This is a genomic window from Flavobacterium crassostreae (assembly GCF_001831475.1).
Classification (GTDB): domain Bacteria; phylum Bacteroidota; class Bacteroidia; order Flavobacteriales; family Flavobacteriaceae; genus Flavobacterium; species Flavobacterium crassostreae.
Map to the genome: position 1 here is coordinate 2,006,749 of NZ_CP017688.1, position 26,036 is coordinate 2,032,784.

The following is a 26,036-nucleotide window of genomic DNA, read 5'->3' on the forward strand; positions in this document are numbered from 1 at the left end:
AACAATGGTATTGAAGGCTGGTTGGAATCCAAATATACTGTTTTTTTTAGATGTCTATTGTTGTAATTATTGTTTTTTGTTGTAACCTAAAATATGCAATACTTCCTCAGAGGTTTGTTGTTCTGAGAAAACTTCGGTGGCTAGTATTCCGTTTTCGTCTCGATCGATCAAAATATGTTTTGGCTGTGGGATTAAACAATGGTGTAATCCACCATAACCACCTATGGTTTCTTGATAGGCACCAGTATTAAAAAAACCAATATATAATGGTTTGTCTTTGTTGTATTTGGGCAAATAAATGGCATTCATGTTTTGCTCCGAGTTGTAATAATCATCACTATCACAGGTTAATCCACCTAGCAATACTCTTTCGTAGGTTTCGTTCCAACGATTTACTGCCAACATAATAAACCGTTTGTTGATAGCCCAAGTATCTGGTAGGGTGGTGATGAAAGAAGAATCAATCATGTTCCATTTTTCCCTATCGTTTTGTTGTTTTTGATATAAAATTTGGTAAATAGCTCCTCCGCTTTCTCCTACGGTAAAGGATCCAAATTCGGTAAACAAGTTTGGTACGGCCACATCTGCCTCATCACAAGCAATTTTGATCTGGTTTACAATTTCAGTGATCATGTATTGGTAATCGTATTCAAACGCAAGGGAGTTTTTTATCGGAAAACCTCCTCCAATATTTAATCCATCTAGTGTAGGACATTCTTTTTTTAGGGCAATGTATACTTTGATACATTTTAATAATTCATTCCAGTAATATGCAGTATCGTTAATACCGGTATTAATGAAAAAATGCAACATCTTCAATTCTAACTTGTCGTTTTCTTGAATTTGTTTTCTATAAAAATTCACAATATTTTTATATCCAATACCTAATCTAGAGGTATAGAATTCAAATTTAGGCTCTTCTTCTGCCGCAATCCGAATTCCTATTTTGAACTTTCCTTTAATTTCTGCCTGAAGCAAATCCAATTCTTCATAATTATCAATAATTGGAATGGTATTTTTGTGGCCATTGTTGATTAAACGGGCTATGTTTTCGATGTATTGCTCTCTTTTAAAACCATTACATAATACATAGGTACTTTTGTTTATCTTGCCATTGGCCATTAAATTCTCTACAATATTGATATCAAAAGCAGAGGAAGTTTCTACATGAATGTTGTTTTTAAAAGCTTCGTTCATGATAAATTCAAAATGGGAGCTTTTGGTACAGTAGCAATAAAAATATTTGCCATCGTACTTGTTTTGTTCCATAGCTTTTCGGAACCAACTTTTGGCTTTGTTGATGTTGTTAGAAATTTGTGGCAAATAGGTAAACTTTAGCGGGGTACCATATTTTTCTACCAATTTCATTAAATCAATATTATGAAATTGAAGGTTGTCTTTGTTTAATGTAAATTCTTCTTGAGGAAAATAATACGTTTGGTTTATTAAGTCTGTATATTTAGTATTCATAAGTTTGTAGAGGTATAGATTAATGTAATGGAAACGAAATTAATCTAAAATTCAAACCCGAATATTAGCATATATTAGTTGCAACTTTTTATTTTCGAGTTTTAAAAACTGAAAAATATCAAAAGTAAAACTCCCTCTAATAGAATAGAAGTGTTGCAATACTCTCAAAAAAAAGTTATTGTTTGCATTTCGATCTGACCAGTGATTACCTTTGTTTTTAGTGTTTTTCATTGGGACAAATGTAAAAAATAAAAGATACGTAATGCAAAGCTTTTATTAAAAAAAAATTAAGATTGGTAATCCTTAAATGCCTCAAGGATTAATTCGTTTTCTACCAATTGATTGATTTTTATTTTTCCGATGCCATCAATTAGCGCAAACTGAATGGTTCCATACTCATTTTTTTTGTCATGAACTAGTAATTCTAATATGGGTGCAAGGTCTTTTGGATCAAAAGTAATATCGTCAAAAACGGCTTTAATGGCTGTTTTTATCTGGTTGTATTGCGCCTTAGTGAGCAATTGTTTTTCTAAAGAGATGTAGCTCTCTAGGATCATTCCTACAGCTATTGCTTCTCCGTGGAGTAGGGTCGTTTTGTCTTGGCTTTCCAGAAAATAGCTTTCAATAGCGTGCCCGAGGGTGTGTCCAAAGTTTAATGCTTTACGGATATTTTTTTCTGTGGGATCTAGCGTAACAATTTCGTTTTTGATGGCTACAGAACGATGGATTAAAGCATCAAAATCCGAAAAATCAAGTACCTCTAAGTCTAAAAATTGTTCCCAATATTTTTGATCAAATATCAAACCGTGTTTGAGCATTTCGGCCAGTCCAGATCGCATTTCGTTTTTGGGTAGAGTTTCTAAATAAGTACTATCCACCAGTACCATAACCGGTAGGTTAAAAACACCTATTTGGTTTTTTAGATTGCCTAAATCCACTCCGTTTTTGCCTCCTACAGAAGCGTCTACCATAGCCAGTAGCGTAGTAGGAATGTTAATAAAATCAATACCTCTCTTGAAGGTGGAGGCAACAAATCCTCCTAAATCGGTAACTACTCCACCGCCTAAATTAATAACAAGACTTTTTCTATCTGCACCTAGTTCTGTAAGTACGTTCCAAATTTGAACGCAGGTTTCTATATTTTTATGGATTTCGCCATTTTCAAATTCAATGATTTCAATAGTCAAATCTGTGGCTATTTGAGGCAATAATCTTGGCAAACAAAATTCATTAGTGTTGCTATCTACAAGTATAAATAAATTGGTGTATTTATTTTGTTCTAAATGTGCATTTAGGGCCTGGTATCCTTTTTGGTTAAAATAAATAGGATGGTTGCTAGCTTGTATGGTAGTTAATTGCTCTGACATAATATTTTAGTTACAATATTGCGCTAATAATTTGGAAGCGTCTGGATGATTTTTGTTTTTGGCAGCAAGTAAATTCTGGCAGCCTTTTTGTTTGTTATTGGTATTCAAATATGCGGCACCAAGTAAGTACTCTGTTTTGCCATCTATTAGAATTGGCGAATTTAAGGTTTTTTCTAAATAAATTATAGCAGATTTAAACTGATTTATCTTAAAATAACAAATTCCTATATTCTGTGTTATTATACTGTTTTTTGGGTAATCAAGGGCTGCTTTTTTGTAATACACCAAGGCTTTATGGTACTGTTTTTTTAAAGAGTACTGTGTTGCCAATATTAAATTAGTAGCCTTGGCGGTGTTTTTAGACTCCTTTAGCTGTTGTTTTTTTGCAAATATTGCGTCTTTCTCAAAGGATTTTTTTCTGTTTTGTAGAGAGCTATCGTTTGGAAACAGGGTTATGGCACTATTTATAAATTTAATTATTTTATCGTTTGGATACCTACTTTGTGCTAATGCGCTGGAAGTTTGGATCCAAATATTTGGTTGTTGTATGTATTTAATAAATTCAGAATGGTTTTTTAAAATAGCGGTGGTATCTTTTTTGTAGGCATCCATGGTAAGCATCGCAAGGTAGTAATCTTCATTACGAGGCCTTATTGCAAAGGCTTTTTTGGCATAATAATGGGCGCTATCTAACTGCCCTAATTCTTTGTAAATCCGGTATTGATACCATTGGGCCCTGCCTGTATGGGGGTTGATAGTATTGGATTGGTCAAAATGGTGCAAAGCTTGGGAGTATTTTTTTTCTTTTACGGCATAAATACCTGCCAATTCTATATACGGTTCTGAATTGGTGGCAACATTTGGAAATTTCGGTATTTGTTGGACTATTTTGGAATACGTATAGCTGTAATTTGCTTCGCCTTTGGCTTGATCCAATAGCATGTTGTTTTCAAACTGGTATGCTTTGAAGGTTGTATACGAAAAATAGGCTGTTATACTGCTTAAAAAAACAACAATCAAAATGTACTTAGAATTGGAATTAGTTGCAGTAGGGTTGCTCTGAGTAAAACAACCATTTAAGACAGTTAAAACCAAGAATAAGCAAAAATTAATTTGCACAGTAGCCCGATACAAAGGAAAATTAAACAAAGCATCTATGCCGTAACTAAGCATTAGTAGTAAGGCTATTAGTGCTATGATTCTGGTTTGCGGTTCTTTTTTGGAGCTACAGTTTTGGAGGTTGTATAATAGTGCAAAAACAAAAATTAGTAAATAAGCCAGTAGGGTTACAAAGCCAGCTTCGGCGGCAATTTCCAAAAAATCGTTATGGGCATGGTTAGAGAGTAATAATCCATTGGATATTTTTTTTTCGTAAGGAATGGAGGCTATCTTCCAGTTGCCTAATCCTACTCCAAATACCGGATTTGATTGGGCTATTTCAAAGGCATTTTGCCAGTATTTTAAACGAATATTTATGGACGCATCTTCTGTTTTGGTTGGGATGATTTGCATCACTCGCTCTGTTACAGACTGAAATCGCTCTGTGTTTTCGGCTTTTTTAAAAATAAAATTTGCTATAAAAAAAGCCAGAACCACTGGAAGTATAATTGCCGGGAGGATACTTTTTATTGGCTTTGGATGCCATTTAATCTTTAAAGTTGCAGCTATAAAAACCAGAAGAATCAAAAACAAAGCAATATAGGCAGCTCTTGAAGCAATTAGCAAGATGAGTATGGTAACCATTAGTAACGTTAGACTCAAAAACCATTTTTTCCATTTAGAAAAATGAATAATACCTAGGAGTAAAAACGGAATTTTTCCGGTTAAACTAGCAGCGTGTATATTGATGTTTCCGGTATTTCCTTTAATTTGATTAAAGGCAACAACTAAATTACTGGATTTTGCTAAACTAATAAACGTAGTGTAATCCATGTAGGTGCGGATAAACATACTTATACCAATCAAAAAACTAATAGTATAAATAAGGTACAATCTGCGGTATAATAGTATGCTTAGGTTTATAAATAAGCAAAATACAACCAAAATTTGAGTAAAACTTACTACAGCCAAAGAAGTATTTTGGGCTGTAAATACGGTTATTAGACATAAAAATAAAAAGGCAGTATACGATTTTGCTAGGTTACTTTTTTTTATTTTTCTTAAATATTCTTCGGGTAGTAGTTCGGGCTGCTTAAATATAAAAAACCCTACCAAAGCATTTACAATAGAAAGATAGAGGTATTGAGGAGCTATAATTTCTAGGCTTCCAAAGGCTGGAAAAAAATCGATACTTAAAATACTAAAGACTACCAACAGTGTAATTGTATCCAAATACGTTTTATTGGTGCTTTGTAAAATCTTTTCTTCGGTAGCAACGCTAGATTTTTTGGTCATGAAAGAGTTGTGTTTTTATTGCTCAAATACATTTTTTGGCATTTTTTTTTTAAAGTAACTACCAAAAATAGGTTTTTAGTAGCTTTTAATGCTGATTAAATCAAAATTTAATGGTTTATTAAACCAAGGTAGCAATTCTAAGCCTACAAAATGAGTCGGAACCAACCAACGTTATGGCTTTAAAATAATCAAAATAAATTAAGAATTAGTTAGCAAGTGCTAGGCCTTAATTGGGAACTAATTTTTTAAAATTAAATAAAAAAACATGGACTACAACAAAACAATCCATCCAGCAACTGGAGATGAAATAGCACAATATCATCGGCTGAGGATGGATCAAACCAGTCAAAAAATAACTTCAGCACAGTAAACCAAAGTATGGAAACCAAAAACGTATTTCAAGCACGCCACATATTTATAAAAAAAAAGCCTTGGTATGCATAGACTACAATCAAGGCTTTTTGGTTATTCGTCTTCAGTATCGTTTTCAAATAATTCTGGATCCAGTTCTTCATTTTTGGATGGTAACTCAAAAAAACTAAAAATAGAACCACCATACGTTTTTTTGAATGAAAAATGCATCATGTGGTCCAACTTGGTGTATTTGGAGTGTTCAATCACCATCATTCCATCTTCATTGAGGGTGTTTTTTTCAAAAACTAGCAATACAATGCGCTCAAATGTGGCTTGGTCTAGGGCGTAGGGAGGATCTGCAAAAACAATGTCAAAGGAGGCGTTGTTTTTTTCTAAAAATTTAAACACGTCACTTTTGGTTGCGGCAATATTAAAATCATATTCATTAGCAATTTGTTTGATAAATTTTATGCAACCAAAATCACCATCTACCGATGTTATTGGACTGCTGCCTCTTGAGCCAAATTCATAACTAATGTTTCCGGTGCCAGCAAATAGATCCAATACTTTCAACCCTTCAAAATTAAAATGGTTGTTCAAAACATTAAACAAAGCTTCTTTAGACATATCTGTTGTAGGTCTTACCGGTAGCCCTTTGGGCGGAGAAATGCGCCTTCCTTTGTATTTTCCTGAAATGATTCTCATGAGTTAAAGAGTATATAGTGTTTTCTGTTTTCGGCTTCTGAAAAGGTATTGCGTTGTTGTAGGCTGCTTAGGTCTATTAAATGTACATTTCGGATGTATTTATAGGCTATTTCATAATAAGGGCTATGGGTATCTATGGCTCCAATTAATTGTAACGGAAAATTATCCGGGTTTAAATTTAATTGTTCTGCGGTAAACAAAATGTAGTAAATAAAATCTTCGACGCTTTGGTACTCAAAGGAGTTGAATAACAATAGTTTTTGATTTTGGATAACCAATATTTCAAAGTGTGTTTGCTGAAAATGGACAGACATTGTTTTGGTATCGTTATTCTTGGAAGCATCTAATAGTTTGCTAACCAGAATGCTATTGGTGTGTTTGTAGTCAAAAGTCCCAAATTGATCAATAAAAAAATTATTGACATGCACATACGGGATGTACACGGTATGCATGGAATAGGTAGCAAGGGTATCAGAGGCAAAAAAATCCGTTTCAAAAACTTTAGTGTTGTATTGCATGTAGCTTCCTATAGAGCCCTCATCAAATAGAGGAGAAGGAACAAAGGTTGCTAGATTGTTCCGATGCAAAACTAGTATTTCGTCATATTCGGCACGTAATTCCGGATGTTCTTGAAATGCTTTGGCATATTGGGTTTCTATTTTTATGCTTTTATCGGTAGTGTCAAATGGCACTTCTTTGTACATAGGGATGCTGTTATTGAGGGTATCAATACAACAAAAAGAAAATCCAGTGAGTGCAACTTCAATGGAGAGTTTTTTATATTTCTTTTGGGTAATATTACTTGGTGTTGTTGGCATAAATGGGTTTGTAATCCGTTTTTTGTAAGTAATTTTAAGTGGATTAAGTGAGAAGACAAACTTACAATTTTTTTTTATTTTTATGGGTTTATTATCTGGTATTTGGGTGTTTTGGAGTATAATTTTATTTGCATACTTTGTGGGATTTATAGGGTGTTTGTTGGAGTAAGGAGTATCTTTGTGTTTTAATTTTTTTATGTATGGAAATCCATTTAAACTCTCAGTGGAGCTGTTTTTTGGCAGCACAAATTGCGACACCTTATTTCAAAACACTTTGGCAACAGCTGGAGAGCCACTACCAAGAGCAAGTGTGTTTTCCGCCTGAAGATTTGATTTTTGCGGCTTTTAATCAATGTGCTCTTGCAGATTTAAAGGTGGTTATTATTGGGCAGGATCCGTATCATGGGGTGGGACAGGCCAATGGGTTGAGTTTTTCGGTCAACGATGGTTTGCGCATACCGCCTTCTTTACGTAATATTTATAGAGAATTGGCTACCGATTTGGATGCGGTTTTTATGCCTACTTCGGGCAATTTGGAGTTTTGGGCGCAGCAAGGGGTGTTGTTGCTCAATGCGAGTTTAACCGTTGAGAAAGACAAGCCCAATAGCCATAAACATTTAAAATGGAATATTTTTACGGATGCCGTGATCCAAAAAATTGCCGAAGAAAAACAGGGATTGGTTTTTTTGCTTTGGGGTGCTTTTGCACAGCAAAAAGGCAGCAAAATAGATAGAGACAAGCATTTGGTTTTGACCTCTGGGCATCCTTCGCCTATGAGTGCAAATCAAGGAAAGTGGTTTGGGAACAAGCATTTTAGTCAAACCAATGCTTATTTAAAAAAATTAGGAAAGAAAGAAATTATTTGGATACCTAATCTGCATTAATATAACGCATTGTTTTGCGTGAGGGGTAGCAGCAAACCGCCAACGCGGTGCGTATGACCCGACAGCATCCAAAAAAAGGAGCTAATCACCGCAATGGTGCTTAGCTCCTTTTTTTGGGTGGTGGCACGCCCGAATTAAAAATGGGGATGGCTTATTTTTTGGTAATTTCTTCTAGAATTGCTTTGTCTTCTCGATTGCTTATCTTGAGGATTATGGGAATGTTTTGCATGGTTTTTCCTTCAATGATATAGGTTTTGGCTTTTCTAAATTCGGTACTGCTTTGGTCAAAATCTACATCTCCGTATTGTAGGGTGTTTTTGATGTCTATGGTGTCTATCCATGGTTCTGCCAGTACGGCCGAGGCTTTTTCGGAGTAATTAAAGGGTTTGTTTCGGATGTTGTTTAAAACACGGGAATTTGGAAAATAGTTGCAGCGGGTGTCTTTTCCGCTAAAAACTAAGGCTACAAAAAAAAGGCCAATAACTAGTCCTACTAAATAGTAGGCAAAACGTTGCGCAAACTTCATGAATTATTTTTTAGCAAAGGTAAAGTAAAGATTCTTTAAAATACAATTAAATTAATATCGTTATTTGGGAGGTCAAACCAATCTCCGATGGCTTTGTTGGTTAGGATTCCGTGGTACATATATACGCCGTTTTTGAGTCCAGAATCGCATCTGAGGGCGCTTTCGATACCGCCATCTTCGGCAATTTTCATGATAAAGGGGCTCAGGATATTGCTGATAGACAGGGATGCTGTTTTGGAATATCTGGAAGGTATGTTGGGCACGCAGTAGTGCAATACGTTGTTTTTGATAAAGGTTGGTTTTTCGTGGGTGGTCACTTCGGAGGTTTCAAAACAGCCTCCGGTGTCTATGCTTACGTCTACAATTACGGCACCATGTTTCATGTGTTCTACCATTGTTTCTGAGACAACTACTGGGCAGCGCTCTTTGCCTCTTATGGCGCCAATGGCTACATCACAACGGCGTAGGGCTTTTAGTACGGCTTTAGATTGTATTGTGGAGGTAAAAATGCGTTGGTTTAGATTGTTTTGTAGCCTGCGCAATTTGGTTATAGAATTGTCAAATACTTTTACTGTGGCGCCAAGGCCTAAGGCGGTTTTGGCGGCAAATTCTCCTACGGTTCCGGCTCCAAGAATAACTACCTCTGTGGGGGCTACTCCGGTGATGTTACCAAAGAGTAGTCCTTTGCCAAATTCGTTGGTGATCATTAACTCTGCGGCAATTAGGATAGATGCTGTGCCTGCTATCTCGCTAGAGCATCGCACGGCGGGATAAGATCCGTCTTGGTCTTTTATGTATTCAAAGGCTAGGGCGGTAATTTTTTTCTTACTTAATGCCTCAAAATAGGCTTTGTCTTTTGTTTTTAATTGTATAGACGAAATTAAAATGGTTTGGTTGTGCATCATTTCAATTTCGGCTAGGGTAGGAGTGCCTACTTTTAATAGCATTGGGCAGCCAAAAACCTTGCGGGTATCTTGGGTTACTTCTGCACCGGCATCACTATATTCTTTGTCAGAATAGCTAGAGTTTTCTCCAGCTCCAGCTTCAATCATCACTCTGTGTCCGTTGTTTACCAAAGAGTTTACGGCATCTGGGGTAAGGCAAATACGGCGTTCTTGGTAGCAGGTTTCATTAGGGATACCAATAAATAATTCGCTCTTGTGTCTGGCTACTTCTAGTTTTTCCTCTTGAGGTAGTAGCTGTTCTTTGGTAAAAGGAGATAAGGATATGGACATTTTTGGAACTAATTTTAAAGTAAAAATACACAAAAAGATTGCAATATGGAGTTGTTATGCTCCAGAAAATCAAAAATTTAATTTACAAATTGTTTTAGATCCCAGATGGGCTCATTTGTAACAAACGATTGCCCTCTGGCAATACCGTAATGGTAATGGTGGTCGCGCCTTCTGGAATTAGGTCAGCGACCTTATCTGCCCATTCAATAAAGCACCAATTGCCAGAATAGAAATACTCTTCGGCACCGATATCTAGGGCTTCGTTTTGGCTGTTGATTCTATAAAAATCAAAATGATAAATAGTTTGATTTGTAGTGGTTTGGTATTCGTTAACTAAAGAAAAGGTTGGACTACTTGTAGGTTCTGTAACTCCTAGTGTTTTGCACAATTGTTTGATAAAAGTGGTTTTGCCAGCTCCCATTTCGCCTTGAAACAAAAGTATTTTATTAGGGTTTTGAGCCACCACTTGTGCTGCTACAGAGTCTAGGTCTTTTAATGAAAATATGCATTCCATAACTATAGTTCTGGGTATTAAGGTTTGTGTTGTTTTATCTTAAATTTAGTAATTTATGCCCCTAAATTCGGGCAGGGTTATTTTGGGTTAAAAACCAAACAAGGAATAATCATTTCTTCTAAAGAAATACCGCCATGTTGGTAGGTATTCTTGTAATACCCCACATAATGGTTGTAATTATTGACATAGGCCAAGAATAAATCATTTTTGGCAAAAATATAAGAACTACTCATATTTATGGCAGGCAAACCTATTTTTTTAGGATCTTTGACTGCATAAACATCTTTGTATTCATAGGTCAGACTACGTCCGGTTTTGTAACGCAGGTTCAAGCTTGTGTTTTTGTCGCCTACTACCTTTGACGGATTTTTGACATTAATCGTACCGTGATCCGTGGTCAGAATGAGCTTAAAACCTAATTTTTGTGCCTGCTGAATAATCTCTAACAAAGGCGAATTTTTAAACCAACTCAAGGTAAGAGACCGATACGCCTTGTCATCTGCGGCAAGTTCCTTGACTACTTCCATTTCGGTTTTGGCATGAGAGAGCATATCTACAAAATTATAAACCACCGTTACTAAATCATGGTCTTTGAGGGTTTTAAAATTCTCTACCAGTTTTTTACCAGAGGCTAGATTGGTAATTTTAAAATATTCTTCCTTAATCTGTAATCCCAAACGTTTTAATTGGGCAGTCAAAAACGCGGCTTCGTGCAGGTTTTTGCCACCTTCCTCGGGATCGTTTTTCCAGTATTGCGGAAACTGTTTTTCCATATCCAAGGGCATCAATCCCGAAAAAATAGCGTTACGAGCATACTGTGTAGCAGTGGGCAAAATAGCATAATAAGGCACTTCTTTTTCTAGTTTATAATATTCCGTAACCACACTTTCAAATGTTTTCCATTGGTCATAACGCAGATTATCAATAACCACAAAAAGCACCGGTTTATCTTTCTTTACAATCTCCGGAACTACCAATTCTCTAAACAAATTGTGAGACAAAATAGGCTTGTCTGCCTTAGGCAAAAACCAATCTTCATAATTGCGTTCAATAAATTTGCCAAACATCGAGTTGGCCTCCGCTTTTTGAGATTCTAGAATTTCAACCATACTTTGGTCCTTGATAGTCTCTAATTGTAGCTCCCAGAAAATCAATTTTTTGTACAGCTCAATCCAATCTTCATACGCGTTTACTTGACCCATTTCTAGGGTAATTTTTCTAAATTCCTTTTGGTAATCTAGCGTAGTTTTTTGCGAAATCAATCGCGAATGATCCAAGTTTTTCTTTAAACTCAGCAAAATTTGATTCGGATTAACCGGTTTAATCAAATAATCCGCAATCTTAGAGCCAATCGCCTCCTCCATAAGATACTCTTCTTCACTCTTAGTGATCATAATCATGGGGATGGCACTGTTTTTTTCCTTCATCTCCGAGAGCGTTTCCAGCCCACTCATGCCGGGCATATTTTCGTCCAAAAACACCACATCAAAATTCTCATTTTCAAAAATAGCAATAGCATCCCTACCGTTATTACAGGTAGTTACGGCATAGTTTTTTTTCTCCAGAAACAAAATGTGCGGCTTTAAATAATCAATCTCATCATCCACCCACAGTATTTTTATCATGTTCATATAGTGTATCTACAAAAGGTTTTACCCTGCCAATTTACATTAATTACTTGGCTTTTTTGTTACTATTAGCATAAAATTTGCAACCTAATTTCAGAAAATAATTACAATAATATTTATTTGGGCGTGCCCTACGCAAAAGCTCCGGTCGGGCAGTTCACTACAAGTCCTCGTCCCGCAACAAAAGCGGGACTGTGGGCTTTTCGTTACCGTCCCTCACGCAATGGCGTACAAAACCATACCCCAATAATAAAATTGTAAATGGAAACAGAAACAAATACCTTTGAAAACCCAAAATAAAACCCAAAATAAAACCCAAAATAAAACCAACCATGACAACACACCTTGCATTACTACGTGGCATCAATGTTTCCGGACACAATAAGATTAAAATGGAGATTTTAAAAACCACCTTACAAAACATAGGCTTTCAGAATGTGGTAACGTACATCCAATCCGGAAATGTTTTTATAACCACCCCCGAACAAAGCCCAGCCAAAGTAGGTTTTATCATCAAACAAGAACTCTTTAAAGCATTTGGTTATGATGTTCCAGTTATTGTTTTAGGCATTTCGGATTTACAAAAATGTTTTACCAACAATCCTTTTTTGAAAGAAAAAGAGGTAGATCTAAAAAAATTATACGTCGCTTTTGTCTCCAAAGAACTACAACCCCAAAGCAGCAATGATTTAAAAATCAGCCAATTCAAGCCCGATTTAGCCAGTATTGATAGCAACAGGATTTTTATAAAATATGCCGTAGGAGCCGGAAAAACAAGATTGGATCAAAAATACATAGAAAAAAAACTCCAGCTCACCGCAACCATTCGCAACTGGAATACCGTTACTAATTTGCTAGAATTATACCAAAATATCCAAAATAACCCAGCAGAACAGGTATAAATTATGTCCCGACTTTTATAGCGCACTATTGCGCCTGTTTTTTGGGACTTAAGCAGGCAGTAAATCGCAATACCAAAAACCATACTCCCAAGCCTCATCCGAGGTATTGGTAGTACAAGCGGCAGTGCTGGTTTGTTGTGTTTTGGGTTTTTCGTATTTTCGATACACCGTTTCGCCAAGTGTAAAAGCAATTGGAGTCGCAAAAATAGGGCCGTCAAAGCTAAAGGTATGAAATTCGCCATTTTCGCCACAAACATCCACACCTTCAGGCAAATCAGCAATAAATTGAGAATCAATTATTCTGCCTACAAAACTTTTATCCAAATAGCGTTCATTAACACAAACAACTATAGTTTTAAAACCAAGATTCAAAAACTCCTCTAACAAATCCAGAGTAGGTTTTTTCCATAACGGAAAAACAGCTTTAAAACCCAAAATAGCCAGTTTGTCTTCGCGATAGCGGCGCAAATCTTCCAAAAATATATCTCCAAAGATAGAATAGTTAATCCCCTGTTGTTGTAGTTTAGTAAGGGTTGTGGTCATTACTTGCTCATAAACCTCCATGGTCGGCATTTCAGGAATTTGCATGATTTCAAGCGGTAAGCCAATGCTGGCTGCTTGTTGGTGTAATAACTCTACCCGAACCCCATGCATGGATATACGCTGCAATGGTTGGTTTACGCTAGTTACTAACGTACAGACTTCAAAATCTGGGTCTTGTAGTATTTTATATAAGGCCAAAGTAGCATCTTTTCCGCTACTCCAGTTAAATAAGGCTTTCTTTTTCAATAGGATAATATTACTTTTGAGCAGTAAATTTACAAAATTAGACTGGATCTTGCCCAATTTGGTTTAGTAATCCAAAAGCAGTACTGTTTTTTAAATTTGTACAAATCTCAAATAAGCACCCAGCAAACACCCCTTAAAATGAAATATCTTTTAGTATTAATCGCCACAGCAACTTTTGCGCAACAAACCCAATGGGTAGATTTTAAATCCGTAACCGCAAAAATCAGCTTAAACCCAATAGAGAAATCCGTTTCGGGATTGGTGGCCTATACTTTTGATGTTTTGCAGCCCACAGATACCATAAAAATAGATGCCCAAAATATGCAATTGGATCACGTAATGCTAGACAACCATGCCGTTACGTTTGTAAACACCAAAAAACAACTACTATTGGTTCAGGCTTTTCCAAAAGGGAGCTACAGCCTTAGTTTTAATTATACAGCCCAGCCCAAACAGGCATTGTACTTTGTGGGATCTACCCAAAATACTAATTTACAAATTTGGACCCAAGGACAAGGACGGTACACCAGCAACTGGTTTCCTAGTTTTGATGATGTTAATGAGAAACTCGTATTTAATTTAGAGGTGGATTATGATTCGGATTATGAGGTAGTTTCAAACGGAGTTTTGACCTCCAAAACGGCACACAACGGCACATGTTCTTGGAAATACACCATGAAAAACCCAATGAGTTCTTATTTATTAATGCTTGCTGTAGGAAAATACCAGATACACCATCAAAAAGCCAAATCAGGCGTGCCCTTGGATTGGTATCTAGAACCAAAAGACAGCAGCAAGTACGAACCCACTTACAGACATGCTACTGCGATTTTTGATTTTTTAGAAAAAGAAATCGGCGTGCCCTATCCGTGGCAAATTTACAAACAACTACCAGTTCGGGATTTTTTGTATGCTGGAATGGAGAATACCTCGGCCACTCTTTTTTCGAGAAGGTATGTAGTAGACAGCATTGGTTTTGAAGACAGAAATTATACCAACATCCACGCCCATGAATTAGCGCACCAATGGTTTGGAAACCTCATCACTGCCCAGAGCGGAAAACACCATTGGTTGCAAGAAGGTTTTGCGACCTACTACGCTTGGTTAGCAGAGCGAGAAATATACGGAGACGATTATTTTTACCACCAATTGCATCAAGCAGCACAACAAATTAAATACGCCTCCAGAACCGACAGTATTCCGGTATTGCACGCCAAGGCTAGTTCGTTGAGTTTTTATCAAAAAGGTGCTTGGGCACTTTTTGTTTTGCACCAAAGCATAGGAGATAGGGCATTCCAAAAAGTGGTACGAAATTACCTAGAAAAATATGCTTATAAAACGGTAACTACCGCAGATTTTTTTGAAGAGATCACCAAGGTTACCAAATTTAACACCCAAGCCTATAGTAAAGTATGGCTTGAGTCTGTAGTGTTTAATACCCAACAAGCCAATGAATTGCTGCTAAAAAATAAAAGCATACAAAAACTATTTGAAGTAGAAAAACTAAAAAATAAACCCCTAGCGGATAAAGCGGCTTTGTTTGCAGAGATACTACAAGGAGATGCCTATTTTGAAGTAAAAAAAGCAATTGTAAACCAATTAAAAACAGAAAAAATAGAAGCTAAATCCGGTTTGTTATTAGCTGCCTTGGCTACAAATAATGTTCCGTTGCGCCAAGCTGTTGCCCTGACTTTGCCTATAATTCCAGCAACGTTTAGATCCGCATACCAAACCTTGTTGCAGGATAAATCCTATCAGACTCAAGAAATTGCATTGTATTATTTATGGCGTAATTTTCCAGAAATGCGGGTGGTTTATTTAGAGCAAACACAAGATGCCATAGGGTTTAATGATTATAATTTAAAGATACTATGGTTGTCTTTGGCGTTGGCTACTCCAGAGTATTCCGCAGACAAAACCATGCTGTCCGAGGCATTGGTTGCTTTTTCTTCGGCAGATTATGAGACTATAACCAGACAAAATGCATTACAAAAATTATTAGCCTTAGAGATACTAAACAATACGGTTTTAAAAAATTTAGTAGGTGCAACAACACACCACACATGGCAATTTTCAAAATTTGGTAGAGATAGCATACGGTTGTTGCTCCAAAAACCAGCAATCCGAGCTTCATTTGAGGCCATACTACCCAGCCTAGACCCTAAGGAACAATTCCAGCTTAATCGTTTGTTGCTCGAGCGTTAATTTTGAACGCTTGGCTTAAGGATGTAATAATTACCACAATTGGCCAACTTCATTTTTTAAGAACGATAAAGCAGCATTGCTTGGAGAGGTTTTTTCTATCAAATTGGTTAATATAGATTCTCTCAGAGTATCTGCATTAGTAACCGACTCTTTTTTGGCTGCCAACCGAATCATTTGTATGGTTGCATTTTTGGCTGCCAGAATAATAGACCAACACTCTTCGGTAAGGTATATTTGTTGGGACAAATTATGTTCAAACTCTTGTTCTATTTGTGCAATCACATAATCTGCATAGACTGCTTTATCTTCAGATACGGGGGTTATTCGTACCATTAATTGGGATGGATTAATACGTTCCATAAATAAGGTCATCCGTTCGTAGGCTTGCAAACGCAGAGGCAATGTGGCAGATTGGTTGTCTTTTTGTAACAACCAACGGCGGGTATTTTGTTGGTCTTTAAAATGCGAATCAAATAAAAAATACGCCACAGCACCAGTAATTATTGAAGGAATGGTGTAGGCAAGTATTTGGGTTATTGTTGTAGAATCCATGGGGTGTTTTTTTTGAGAAACAAAAATATACTTTTTGAAGCAATTACCTATAATTTATACCATAATTTACCATAAGAAATGGTATTTTTGTGTATTAAATTGGTCTGTTTTGGACCATTAAGATTACCACTTTGATGGAAACATACCTATTGATTTTACTTTGTTTAGCTGCTTTTGCAGCTGGTTTTATTGATGCTATTGTAGGTGGAGGTGGGCTCATCCAAACTCCAGCAGGGCTTATTTTGTTGCCTAATTTACCGGTTTCGACCGTTATTGGCACCCTCAAAATCCCGGCCTTTAGCGGTACGTCTTTTGCAGCATACCAGTACCTCAAAAAAGTAAATCTAAATTGGCGTTTGCTCTTTATAATGATGGGCTTGGCAGTGCCTGCAGCTTTTTTGGGGTCGACCTTGCTCACCTATGTTAGCAATGATTTTATGAAACCCTTGTTGCTTTTTGTTTTGTCTTTATTGGCTGTTTATACGTATGCCAAAAAAAACTTTGGCCAACAGCTTACGCAAACTATTTCGGACTCCAAACGTTTGCTTCATGCAGTACTAATTAGCTTTATAGTAGGTTTTTATGATGGATTTATTGGTCCCGGAACCGGAAGTTTTTTTGTAGTAGCCTTTATTTCCTTAATGGGATTTGATTTTCTTCATGCTTCTGCAAATGCCAAAATGGTAAATCTAGCAACCAATTTTGGGTCAATTTGTCTTTTTATGTTCAAAGGAAAAATTATTTGGACCATAGCCTTACCCATGGCAGCAAGTAATGCTATTGGTGGTTGGTTGGGAGCCAAATTGGCTATAAATAAAGGCAATGGATTTATCCGAATCTTTTTTTTGGTGGTTGTGGTCGGAACCTTACTTCGGTTTGCGTATGATATTTTTTGGAAATCCTAATGCTTATTTTACTTGGGTCAAATGCGATCAAAACCGGTTGTTTGTTGCAAAACAAATGCTACTAAGCCGTTAAAACTTGAGTACTAGAGATTATATTGATTGATAAATTGTTATTTTTGCATAAATAGATACATTTTCATGCAACAATATATTTCTCAACTTAACGAAGCGCAGCGCGAACCCGTTTTACAAAAAGAAGGGCCAATGATTATTATTGCTGGTGCGGGTTCCGGTAAAACACGTGTACTGACCATCCGAATTGCCTATTTAATGCAACAAGGCATTGATGCTTTTAATATTCTATCGCTAACCTTTACCAACAAGGCCGCACGTGAGATGAAAAAAAGAATTTCGGATATTGTAGGCTCTGGTGAGGCCAAAAACCTTTGGATGGGAACGTTTCACTCTGTTTTTGCAAAAATTCTTCGGTCCGAAGCTGCCTTATTGGGCTACCCATCTAATTTTACCATCTATGACTCACAAGATTCTCTACGAGCAATTTCGGGTATTATCAAAGAAATGCAATTGGATAGAGATGTATATAAACCCAAACAAGTTTTGGGGCGGATTTCTAATTTTAAAAACAATTTAATTACCGTAAAAGCCTATTTCAAGGATAAAGAACTGCAAGAGGCAGATGCCATGTCCAAAAAACCTCGGATGGGCGAAATTTATGAAAAATACGTAGAAAAATGCTTTAAATCTGGGGCGATGGATTTTGATGATTTGTTGCTAAAAACCAATGAATTACTCACTCGATATCCAGAGGTTTTGTCTAAATATCAAAACCGTTTTAGATACATAATGGTAGATGAGTACCAAGATACCAACCACTCCCAATACTTAATTGTGAGGGCTTTATCGGATAAATTTCAGAATATTTGCGTGGTAGGAGATGATGCCCAAAGTATTTATGCCTTTAGAGGGGCAAATATTAACAATATTTTGAATTTTCAAAAAGATTACGAAGGCGTAAAAACCTTTAAATTAGAACAAAATTACCGATCTACTCGCAACATAGTAGAGGCAGCCAATACCATTATAGATAAGAATAAAATAAAACTAGATAAAATTGTTTGGACCGCAAACGAATTTGGACCAAAAATAAAAGTACACCGCAGCATGACAGATGCTGAAGAAGGCCGTTTTGTAGCCAGTACTATTTTTGAACAAAAAATGCAAAACCAACTCACTAACGGGCAATTTGCTATTTTATATAGAACCAATGCCCAATCCAGAGCCATGGAAGATGCATTACGCAAAAGAGACATACCGTATCGGATCTACGGCGGATTGTCTTTTTACCAACGAAAAGAGATCAAAGACGTACTCTGTTATTTAAGACTAGTGATCAACCCCAAAGACGAAGAGGCTTTGATGCGAGTAATTAATTATCCTACAAGAGGGATAGGAGATACTACACTAGAAAAACTAGTAGTGGCTGCCAACCATTACAAACGATCTATATTTGAAATCATGCAAAATATAGATAAAATAGACCTTAAATTAAATGCCGGAACCAAACAAAAACTCAAAGATTTTGTGTTGATGATTTTGAGTTTTCAGGCTATAGATCAAAATCACGATGCTTTTTATGTTACAGAACATGTTGCCAAAAAAACCGGATTAATTCAAGAACTAAAAAAAGATGCAACGCCAGAGGGAATGGCTAAAATTCAGAATATAGAAGAATTATTAAACGGACTAAAAGATTTTATCGAAGGACAAAAAGAAATTGATGGCGCTCGAGGTGCTTTGGCTGAATTTATGGAAGATGTGGCCTTGGCTACAGATTTAGATAAAGATACCAATGACGAAAATAGAGTAGCCCTAATGACCATACATCTTGCAAAAGGCTTGGAGTTTCCGCATGTATTTGTGGTAGGTATGGAAGAAGATTTGTTTCCGAGTGCCATGAGTATGAGCACCCGAAGCGAGTTAGAAGAAGAACGCCGTTTGTTTTATGTAGCCTTAACTAGAGCAGAACATCAAGCATATTTAACGTATTCACAATCCAGATACCGCTGGGGAAAATTAACAGATAGTGAACCTTCCCGTTTTATTGAAGAAATAGATGGACAGTTTTTAGAATACCTCACTCCTGCAGAATCCAATTACCGCTACAATCCTTTGATTGACAAAGATATTTTTGGAGATGTGGATAAGTCTAAAATGCGATTATCAAAGCCATCCAGTGGTATTCCACCCAAAAAAATGGCACCCAAAGATCCCAAATTAGAACCTTCTGTGCGAAAATTAAAACCACTTGCAGCAAATGCTCCCTCTGGACCCAATTTGTTTGACAATAACTTGGCCATGGGTAATATTGTATTGCACGAACGTTTTGGTAAAGGACAAATAATTAGCATTGAAGGAGTAGGAGCAGACAAAAAAGCCGAAATAAAATTTGAAGTTGGCGGCATCAAAAAATTGCTTTTACGGTTTGCCAAACTCGATGTTATAGGATAAATAGCCGTTTTTAAAGAGTTTAAATCAAAGCAATAGCAATTAGCTAAAGAGTATTCTAAGCAATTTCTAAAAAAAAATAAAAAAATAAAATGGCACAGTTTATAAAGATTTATCAAGACAAACCCAATGAAGCGGCCATAGCCAAAGTAGTTAAGGTTTTAAAACAAGGCGGTTTAATTATTTATCCTACAGATACGGTGTATGGTTTGGGGTGCGATATTACAAATACCAAGGCTTTAGAACGCATTGCAAAAATTAAAGGAGTTAAGTTAGATAAGGCTAATTTTTCTTTTGTATGCCATGATTTAAGCAATATTTCGGATTATGTGAAGCAAATTGATACCGCTACTTTTAAAATTTTAAAAAGAGCATTACCAGGGCCATACACTTTTATTTTGCCCGGAAATAATAATTTGCCTAAAGAGTTCAAGAAAAAAACTACAGTAGGAATACGGGTGCCCAACAACAATATTGCTTTAGAGATCGTACGGCAATTAGGCAATCCTATTGTTTCGACCTCTATCCATGATGAAGATGCTGTTATTGAATACACCACAGATCCTGAACTTATTTTTGAAAAATGGCAAAATCTAGTAGATTTAGTTATTGATGGCGGCTATGGAGACAATGTAGGTTCTACAATAATAGACTTATCTGGCGAAGAAGCGGTGGTAATTAGAGAAGGAAAAGGCGCTATAGATATAATTTAACAATCTGTCTTGTGTGGTACTCTATAAAGGATTTAGCAGATAATTTCTCTCAAAATCAAAATATAGACTATGAAAATTTAGATTAAATTTCTTTTCTTTTTCTCCAATTTTTTAGTACCTGCTCAAACTAATTTGTCAGAAGATAGTATTTCTTCAAAACAAATAAATTATATTTTTGACTGATACAAATATTTTGTTTCAGTCAAAAATATAATTTACGTCATAACTAAAAATAAGGGTTTAGTTGATTTTGATTTTAAAAGGATAAATTTAAAATCATAAAAAAGAATAGTACTATAATTGCAAAAATAATGAATGAATAATTTTTGGTAGTTATGACGACTTATTTTTTGATTATTTTTTTAGTTGTTATATTGCCGTTTACATCAATTAAACTTGCAAAATAAATTCCGTTTTGTAAATTGCCTAAAAATATTTTATTATTTGCAAAATCTACATTTTTTTGTATTCTACCATTTGCATCCAAAATTTTTATTTCTTTTATTTCAATATCGCTATTTACAAATAAATAATCCGATGTTGGATTTGGAAATATAGATATAGATTTCATTTGATTCTCATCAACACTTAAATTTCCATTTGTAATTATTACTACATTATTATCAGATGTATTAAATGCATAACATCCATTTCCGCAAGAAATTATACTTTTAGCTTGACCAAATGCATTTGAAATTGGTAATGAGTCAAATAATAAAAAAGTATTTGGGTTATATCTTTTAAGTGTTATGGCTCCACTGTTTGAATTAGCATAGCAAACTAAATTGGTGTAAGTATCATAAACAACTGGTCCATTTGCATTTGGAAAAACACCATTTACATATGGTAAAGTTGTTGTATCCACAACGCTACCGTTTGTAAAATAGGCATTATTATTATTGTATGTAAAATCTAAAGAAAAGGGGTATCCACTTGGTATACTTCCAGCTGTTGAAACTAAATTTACACCACCAGAATTTACAGCTAATCTATTAAAATTAAAACCCGTAGTTTCATTATTATATCCAAATAATGTAGTGTTATTTTTAAATTCTATTTTATTACTAATTTCTCCGGAACCAAACTTATCAGAAATAGTAGGCCTTTGAACACCATCGTCATAAATTGCTAATCCTGCAAAACGTGGCGAAATGCCTGAATACTTTCGTGTAACTGCTATGGAGTTTGGTTGTCCTGGTATTACTTCAATATCTTCTGCATAATATGGTCCCAAAAAAGAGTCTGCTCCTAATTGAAATTGCAAACTTGCAGATTGAGAGGCAACATCAAATCGCCTAATTTTAGAGGTACTGCTAAACCCACAATAAATATATTGTCCATTATCCGATATTGCTAAAACGGATGGTTCGCTTCCCATAAAAATAGTGTTTTCCAACAAATATGTATTGGGATTTATTACACCAATACTATTTCCATTTGAGCCATTTGAACTCGGAATAGATACATATATTCTATTTGTATTAGAGTCATAAATCAAATCGTTTGTGGTAACTGGAACAGTATGAACTTGCAGTTGAGCATTCATAATTATTGAAGTTCCAAAAAGTAAAAAAAGTAAAAATTGTTTCATATTTATTTAAATTTATAAATTAATCTATTTTATACGTTAAGGGTGTAACTGGTCTATAACTCCTATGTCTTAATCGGTTTGTGGGTTCTAGAAAAGATTATTTTTAGGCGTAACAAATATATAATTAAAAATGCTAATTCTACTAAATATTCAAATTGCTTGAGACGTGTGTTATAGGGCGTAGCAATAGATATAAAAACACTTAGTGACAAAACGTCCCTACCGCTGCGTTAATCCATTTAAGGCCAAAAAAAACGTCTCGGTGCAAACCGAGACGTTTTTAATTATAACCAAAGGGTGCGAACTATTTGGTTTGTTTTTTCATTTCTTTTTCAATCATTTCATAAAACTGATCAATTTTTGGTAAGACCACAATGCGGGTTCTTCTATTACGTGCTTTGTTCTCTGCGCTGTCATTGGCAACTAATGGTACATAAGAACTTCTACCAGCAGCAATAAGTTGTTCTGGTTTTACACCCAACTGGTTGGTCAATACACGGATAATTGCCGTAGAACGTTTTACACTCAAATCCCAGTTATCCAACAAAACTCCGGATCCGTTATAAGGAACGCTATCGGTGTGCCCTTCAACCATGCACTCAAAATCAGGTTTGTCATTCACTACTTTGGCTACTTTTGCCAATACGCCTTTTGCTCTGTCGGACACTTCGTAGCTTCCGGTTTTAAATAATAATTTATCTGCAATAGAGATAAATACCACTCCTTTTTCTACATTAATTTCAATGTCTGGATCGTTCAATCCTACGGCACTTTTTAAACTAGTAACCACCGCAAGCGTTACACTGTCTTTTTTGGTTAGAGCATCTTGCATTCTGCTTATTTTTAAATCTTTCTCTTTGATAGACTCTAAAGCTTTTTCAATGTTTTCGGCCCCTTTTGTAGTCAATACCGTCATGTCTTTTGAGGTACTAATTAAGGTTTGGTTGTGCTCTCTTAATCCTGCAACAGTAGCTGTAAGACCTGCTTTATCTTCCAAACAATTGTTCAGTTTTACTGTGGCAGAGTTTAATAAATCTTGGGTTTCTTTATTTTTTGATTCTAGATCAGCATATTTCTTTTTAGAAACACAAGAACTCAACAGTCCCAATACAGATAAGGCAATTACTATTTTTTTCATAAATTTAATTTAAAGGATTCTACAAAGAGTTTGTTTATGTTAGGTTATGATTTAGCAAAAATCTTGCCACACTTTATATAGTAGGTATAAACGATGCTTTTTGTATGGTAGTATTTTTCTGTTTGTTCACTACCTCTTTTGGAATACATTTTATAAAACATACCATAAAAACTATAGTGTGCTTTTAGAATGGCTATAAAATGAACAAATTGTCTTTTAAAAATAAAATGAATCCCTGCTATTCCATCCAAAACCATGCGGCTAAGGAGTATCGAGAACAATTTTTGTTTGGGCAAATTTTTGGTTAGCATCAACAAAGAATTTCTAAAATTTAAATAGGTTTTTTGGGGACTTCCTTGCTCTAAGGTGGCGCCACCTACATGATAGACCACAGAATAGGGATTGTATTTGATAGTATAGCCTTTGTTACTGGCTCTCCAACACAGGTCTATTTCTTCTTGGTGTGCAAAAAAGGAAGCGTCAAACCCTTCTAACTCTTTATAAACGGCACTGCGGATAAAAAAACAAGCCCCAGAGGCCCAGGCTATTTCTATACTATCGTTGTATTGTCCAAAATCCTGTTCGACGGTTTCAAATATACGTCCTCTACAATACGGATACCCATATTTGTCTATAAACCCTCCGGCTGCCCCTGCATATTCAAAATACGATTTGTTTTTATAATCCAATATTTTAGGCTGTTGTATGGCCGTATTGGGTTCTTTATCAAAAGTGTCTAGTATGGGTTGTAGCCAGTTTGGAGTTACTTCAATATCCGAGTTTACTAAGGCATAAATCGCAGCATCTACTTGCTCTAAGGCCGTGTTGTAGCCTTGTGCAAAACCATAATTGGCAGCATTTAGAATAATTTGAACCGTAGGATAATGGGTTTTTATAAAATCTATAGAGGCATCCGTAGAGGCATTGTCTGCCACATAAATAGTTGCCTCTGGAGAGTGTGCTAGCACCGAGGGTAAAAATTGTTCCAATAAAGATACCCCATTCCAGTTGAGTATAATGACTGCTATTTGTTTCAAAATTAGTGTAGTATTAATGTTTAGCCCGACAATTTAATGGAGCAAACGGACGTATTTATTTAAAATCGGGCAATTCTTTCAAGAAAACATATTTTTCATTTTCAAAATCCATTTGGCAAAAGTAATGATTCAATCCATTAGTAACCATTAAATACGTTGCCTTTAGAGTGGTATTATAACGGGCTATTTGATCAAAGGTGGCTTGGGCTATTTTGATTTGTGGCGCCTTACATTCTACCAATAAAAAAATAGAACCATCGCAGTGGTACACCACAATATCGTATCTTTTTCTTAAATCATTGACGTGTAGTACTTTTTCAACATTAATCAAGGATTTTGGATACTTTTTTTCTTCTAATAAAAAACGCACTACATGCTGGCGTACCCATTCTTCGGGTGTGAGAAGGATAAATTTTTTCCGAATTTCATCAAAGATAGCTACTTTATTTTCGCTATTTTTGAATCGGAAAAGATAAGGAGAAAAATTCAGTTTTTGCATGGCGCAAAATTAATAAATTGTTTAAAATTTAGGTTGCCAAAACCTACTTATTTATACTACAGAACCACAGGCTATAAACCGACCCGATACCCTAAAAAATGGATGAAGTAATTAAAATAGTAAACGATATCAAGGCAGGAAACATCAAACCTATTTATTTTTTGATGGGAGAGGAGCCCTATTATATTGACAAATTATCGGATTATATTGAAAAAAATATTTTATCTGAAGAAGAAAAAGGCTTCAATCAAACCATTTTGTACGGTAGAGACGTAACCATAGAAGATATTATTTCTACAGCCAAAAGATATCCCATGATGGCAGAGCGTCAGGTAGTGGTAGTAAAAGAAGCACAGGATCTCAGCCGCACGATAGACAAACTAGAGGCCTATGCCAGTCAGCCGATGGCTACTACGGTTTTGGTTTTTTGTTATAAATACAAAACGTTAGACAAGCGCAAAAAAACCACCAAATTACTGGCAAAAGCCGGCGTAGTCTACGAAAGCAAAAAACTCTATGATAATCAAGTAGGAGAGTGGATTAAACGGGTTTTGGCTGGAAAAAAATATGCCATTGAACCCAAAGCTTCGGCTATGTTGGTAGAATTTTTGGGTACCGATTTAAGTAAAATAAATAACGAGCTAGAAAAGTTGCAACTAATCCTATCCAAAGGCAGCACCATATCTGCCAAAGATATTGAAGAAAATATTGGATTTAGCAAAGACTTTAACATATTTGAATTACGAAAAGCCATAGGAGAGCGTCAGCAGCTAAAAGCCTATACAATTGCTGCCAATTTTGCAAGCAATCCTAAAGACAATCCAATGGTAGTAACCACTAGTTTGGTATTTACTTTTTTTGTTCAATTGCTCAAATACCATGGTTTAAAAGACCGTAATCCCAAAAATGTTGCCGCAGTTTTGGGAGTAAATCCCTACTTTTTGAAAGATTATGATCTTGCCCTAAAGAATTATCCTATGCGAAAAGTAAGTCAAATTGTAGCTACCTTGCGAGAGATTGACGTAAAAAGTAAAGGAGTAGGCGCACAAGGCATGACTAATGCGGATCTTTTAAAAGAAATGCTGTATAAAATTTTTAATTAACCATTAAAAATTAGCGATATTTGCACCATAAAAATAAAGCAAAATTATGGGAATGAATAAGAACACCATCTTAGGATGGGCTACTTTAATTATGGTACTAATGGGTTTGCTGTTAATTGGCCTAGGCGCTTTTCGTTACAGTGAGGTATCTGGCTGGGGTTTTGCCGCAGTAGGAGTTGGTTTTTTGGCAAATGCCTGGGTATTTAGTTCTCTAAAAGGAAGGTTATAAATTAGTTTTAAA

At 35.7% G+C, this 26,036-nt stretch carries 23 protein-coding genes; 8 read left to right on the plus strand and 15 right to left on the minus strand.

Going from position 1 to position 26,036, the window contains the following annotated elements; translation table 11 throughout:
• Positions 1–66: 66 nt before the first annotated feature.
• The 5 genes from LB076_RS08980 to LB076_RS09005 form a co-directional block, all read right to left on the minus strand.
• The gene (locus LB076_RS08980; protein WP_066331204.1) at positions 67–1,470 is read right to left on the minus strand and encodes a type III PLP-dependent enzyme domain-containing protein; all 1,404 of its coding nucleotides are present in this window, start codon (positions 1,468–1,470) and stop codon (positions 67–69) included.
• Between the two features lie 287 nt (positions 1,471–1,757).
• On the minus strand, positions 1,758–2,837 hold the full coding sequence (aroB, locus tag LB076_RS08990; RefSeq protein WP_066331198.1) for a 3-dehydroquinate synthase: 1,080 nt from the start codon (positions 2,835–2,837) through the stop codon (positions 1,758–1,760).
• 6 nt (positions 2,838–2,843) lie between these two features.
• Positions 2,844–5,231 (minus strand): O-antigen ligase family protein, encoded by a 2,388-nt coding sequence (locus tag LB076_RS08995; RefSeq protein WP_066331196.1) that lies wholly within the window; start codon positions 5,229–5,231, stop codon positions 2,844–2,846.
• A 465-nt stretch (positions 5,232–5,696) separates the two neighbouring features.
• Positions 5,697–6,290, minus strand: a complete 594-nt coding sequence (locus LB076_RS09000; RefSeq protein WP_066331193.1) for an RsmD family RNA methyltransferase — start codon at positions 6,288–6,290, stop codon at positions 5,697–5,699.
• Entirely contained in the window at positions 6,287–7,108 is an 822-nt protein-coding gene (locus tag LB076_RS09005) for a DUF3822 family protein (protein WP_066331190.1), read from the minus strand. Before LB076_RS09005 ends, LB076_RS09000 begins: the two co-directional genes overlap by 4 nt.
• Before the next feature lie 200 nt (positions 7,109–7,308).
• Here LB076_RS09005 and ung point away from each other — a divergent pair, with 200 nt between their 5' ends.
• The gene (gene ung, locus LB076_RS09010; protein WP_066331186.1) at positions 7,309–7,992 is read left to right on the plus strand and encodes a uracil-DNA glycosylase; all 684 of its coding nucleotides are present in this window, start codon (positions 7,309–7,311) and stop codon (positions 7,990–7,992) included.
• A 151-nt stretch (positions 7,993–8,143) separates the two neighbouring features.
• Here ung and LB076_RS09015 read toward each other — a convergent pair whose 3' ends face one another.
• The 4 genes from LB076_RS09015 to porX all read right to left on the minus strand — a co-directional run bounded on the left by LB076_RS09015 (position 8,144) and on the right by porX (position 11,898).
• Entirely contained in the window at positions 8,144–8,518 is a 375-nt protein-coding gene (locus LB076_RS09015) for a DUF4258 domain-containing protein (RefSeq protein WP_066331183.1), read from the minus strand.
• A gap of 35 nt (positions 8,519–8,553) precedes the next feature.
• Complete coding sequence (locus LB076_RS09020) at positions 8,554–9,753, minus strand: alanine dehydrogenase (RefSeq protein ID WP_066331180.1); 1,200 nt, start codon at positions 9,751–9,753, stop codon at positions 8,554–8,556.
• Between the two features lie 94 nt (positions 9,754–9,847).
• Positions 9,848–10,267 carry a tRNA (adenosine(37)-N6)-threonylcarbamoyltransferase complex ATPase subunit type 1 TsaE gene (gene tsaE, locus LB076_RS09025; protein WP_066331177.1) on the minus strand — a complete coding sequence of 140 codons (420 nt, stop codon included), beginning with the start codon at positions 10,265–10,267 and terminating at the stop codon, positions 9,848–9,850.
• Positions 10,268–10,344: 77 nt separating this feature from the next.
• Positions 10,345–11,898 carry a T9SS response regulator signal transducer PorX gene (gene porX, locus LB076_RS09030; protein ID WP_066331174.1) on the minus strand — a complete coding sequence of 518 codons (1,554 nt, stop codon included), beginning with the start codon at positions 11,896–11,898 and terminating at the stop codon, positions 10,345–10,347.
• Between the two features lie 329 nt (positions 11,899–12,227).
• Here porX and LB076_RS09035 point away from each other — a divergent pair, with 329 nt between their 5' ends.
• Entirely contained in the window at positions 12,228–12,797 is a 570-nt protein-coding gene (locus LB076_RS09035) for a DUF1697 domain-containing protein (protein ID WP_066331167.1), read from the plus strand.
• A 48-nt stretch (positions 12,798–12,845) separates the two neighbouring features.
• On the opposite strand, the gene LB076_RS09040 is transcribed toward LB076_RS09035, so the two are convergent.
• Positions 12,846–13,586, minus strand: coding sequence for a Dph6-related ATP pyrophosphatase (locus LB076_RS09040; RefSeq protein ID WP_066331774.1), 741 nt, complete (start codon positions 13,584–13,586; stop codon positions 12,846–12,848).
• A 138-nt stretch (positions 13,587–13,724) separates the two neighbouring features.
• On the opposite strand from LB076_RS09040, the gene LB076_RS09045 reads away from it, so the two are divergent.
• Entirely contained in the window at positions 13,725–15,791 is a 2,067-nt protein-coding gene (locus tag LB076_RS09045; RefSeq protein WP_066331771.1) for a M1 family metallopeptidase, read from the plus strand.
• A 30-nt stretch (positions 15,792–15,821) separates the two neighbouring features.
• Here LB076_RS09045 and LB076_RS09050 read toward each other — a convergent pair whose 3' ends face one another.
• Entirely contained in the window at positions 15,822–16,343 is a 522-nt protein-coding gene (locus LB076_RS09050) for a DUF7935 family protein (RefSeq protein ID WP_066331164.1), read from the minus strand.
• A 134-nt stretch (positions 16,344–16,477) separates the two neighbouring features.
• On the opposite strand from LB076_RS09050, the gene LB076_RS09055 reads away from it, so the two are divergent.
• From LB076_RS09055 to LB076_RS09065, 3 genes are all read left to right on the plus strand, one after another.
• Positions 16,478–17,248 (plus strand): sulfite exporter TauE/SafE family protein, encoded by a 771-nt coding sequence (locus LB076_RS09055; protein ID WP_066331161.1) that lies wholly within the window; start codon positions 16,478–16,480, stop codon positions 17,246–17,248.
• A gap of 138 nt (positions 17,249–17,386) precedes the next feature.
• Complete coding sequence (locus LB076_RS09060; protein ID WP_066331159.1) at positions 17,387–19,717, plus strand: ATP-dependent helicase; 2,331 nt, start codon at positions 17,387–17,389, stop codon at positions 19,715–19,717.
• 89 nt (positions 19,718–19,806) lie between these two features.
• Positions 19,807–20,427: an L-threonylcarbamoyladenylate synthase gene (locus tag LB076_RS09065; protein WP_066331158.1), complete on the plus strand. Its 621-nt coding sequence runs from the start codon at positions 19,807–19,809 to the stop codon at positions 20,425–20,427.
• Between the two features lie 343 nt (positions 20,428–20,770).
• On the opposite strand, the gene LB076_RS09070 is transcribed toward LB076_RS09065, so the two are convergent.
• The 4 genes from LB076_RS09070 to LB076_RS09085 form a co-directional block, all read right to left on the minus strand.
• Positions 20,771–22,018 carry a T9SS type A sorting domain-containing protein gene (locus LB076_RS09070; RefSeq protein WP_066331156.1) on the minus strand — a complete coding sequence of 416 codons (1,248 nt, stop codon included), beginning with the start codon at positions 22,016–22,018 and terminating at the stop codon, positions 20,771–20,773.
• Between the two features lie 304 nt (positions 22,019–22,322).
• Complete coding sequence (locus LB076_RS09075; RefSeq protein WP_066331154.1) at positions 22,323–23,156, minus strand: OmpA/MotB family protein; 834 nt, start codon at positions 23,154–23,156, stop codon at positions 22,323–22,325.
• A 44-nt stretch (positions 23,157–23,200) separates the two neighbouring features.
• On the minus strand, positions 23,201–24,193 hold the full coding sequence (locus LB076_RS09080; RefSeq protein ID WP_066331152.1) for a glycosyltransferase family 2 protein: 993 nt from the start codon (positions 24,191–24,193) through the stop codon (positions 23,201–23,203).
• Positions 24,194–24,248: 55 nt separating this feature from the next.
• Positions 24,249–24,692 (minus strand): type I restriction enzyme HsdR N-terminal domain-containing protein, encoded by a 444-nt coding sequence (locus LB076_RS09085; protein WP_066331150.1) that lies wholly within the window; start codon positions 24,690–24,692, stop codon positions 24,249–24,251.
• 98 nt (positions 24,693–24,790) lie between these two features.
• Between LB076_RS09085 and holA the strand changes: the two genes are divergently transcribed.
• Positions 24,791–25,795 (plus strand): DNA polymerase III subunit delta, encoded by a 1,005-nt coding sequence (gene holA, locus LB076_RS09090; protein WP_066331147.1) that lies wholly within the window; start codon positions 24,791–24,793, stop codon positions 25,793–25,795.
• A gap of 52 nt (positions 25,796–25,847) precedes the next feature.
• Positions 25,848–26,024, plus strand: coding sequence for a CAL67264 family membrane protein (locus LB076_RS09095; protein ID WP_232505644.1), 177 nt, complete (start codon positions 25,848–25,850; stop codon positions 26,022–26,024).
• Positions 26,025–26,036 lie beyond the last annotated feature (12 nt).

Coding starts and splice junctions, on each gene's coding strand:
- LB076_RS08980 (WP_066331204.1), bottom strand. CDS start 1,470: ATGAATACTAAATATACAGACTTAATAAACCAAACGTATTATTTTCCT.
- aroB (WP_066331198.1), bottom strand. CDS start 2,837: ATGTCAGAGCAATTAACTACCATACAAGCTAGCAACCATCCTATTTAT.
- LB076_RS08995 (WP_066331196.1), bottom strand. CDS start 5,231: ATGACCAAAAAATCTAGCGTTGCTACCGAAGAAAAGATTTTACAAAGC.
- LB076_RS09000 (WP_066331193.1), bottom strand. CDS start 6,290: ATGAGAATCATTTCAGGAAAATACAAAGGAAGGCGCATTTCTCCGCCC.
- LB076_RS09005 (WP_066331190.1), bottom strand. CDS start 7,108: ATGCCAACAACACCAAGTAATATTACCCAAAAGAAATATAAAAAACTC.
- ung (WP_066331186.1), top strand. CDS start 7,309: ATGGAAATCCATTTAAACTCTCAGTGGAGCTGTTTTTTGGCAGCACAA.
- LB076_RS09015 (WP_066331183.1), bottom strand. CDS start 8,518: ATGAAGTTTGCGCAACGTTTTGCCTACTATTTAGTAGGACTAGTTATT.
- LB076_RS09020 (WP_066331180.1), bottom strand. CDS start 9,753: ATGTCCATATCCTTATCTCCTTTTACCAAAGAACAGCTACTACCTCAA.
- tsaE (WP_066331177.1), bottom strand. CDS start 10,267: ATGGAATGCATATTTTCATTAAAAGACCTAGACTCTGTAGCAGCACAA.
- porX (WP_066331174.1), bottom strand. CDS start 11,898: ATGAACATGATAAAAATACTGTGGGTGGATGATGAGATTGATTATTTA.
- LB076_RS09035 (WP_066331167.1), top strand. CDS start 12,228: ATGACAACACACCTTGCATTACTACGTGGCATCAATGTTTCCGGACAC.
- LB076_RS09045 (WP_066331771.1), top strand. CDS start 13,725: ATGAAATATCTTTTAGTATTAATCGCCACAGCAACTTTTGCGCAACAA.
- LB076_RS09050 (WP_066331164.1), bottom strand. CDS start 16,343: ATGGATTCTACAACAATAACCCAAATACTTGCCTACACCATTCCTTCA.
- LB076_RS09055 (WP_066331161.1), top strand. CDS start 16,478: ATGGAAACATACCTATTGATTTTACTTTGTTTAGCTGCTTTTGCAGCT.
- LB076_RS09060 (WP_066331159.1), top strand. CDS start 17,387: ATGCAACAATATATTTCTCAACTTAACGAAGCGCAGCGCGAACCCGTT.
- LB076_RS09065 (WP_066331158.1), top strand. CDS start 19,807: ATGGCACAGTTTATAAAGATTTATCAAGACAAACCCAATGAAGCGGCC.
- LB076_RS09070 (WP_066331156.1), bottom strand. CDS start 22,018: ATGAAACAATTTTTACTTTTTTTACTTTTTGGAACTTCAATAATTATG.
- LB076_RS09075 (WP_066331154.1), bottom strand. CDS start 23,156: ATGAAAAAAATAGTAATTGCCTTATCTGTATTGGGACTGTTGAGTTCT.
- LB076_RS09085 (WP_066331150.1), bottom strand. CDS start 24,692: ATGCAAAAACTGAATTTTTCTCCTTATCTTTTCCGATTCAAAAATAGC.
- holA (WP_066331147.1), top strand. CDS start 24,791: ATGGATGAAGTAATTAAAATAGTAAACGATATCAAGGCAGGAAACATC.
- LB076_RS09095 (WP_232505644.1), top strand. CDS start 25,848: ATGAATAAGAACACCATCTTAGGATGGGCTACTTTAATTATGGTACTA.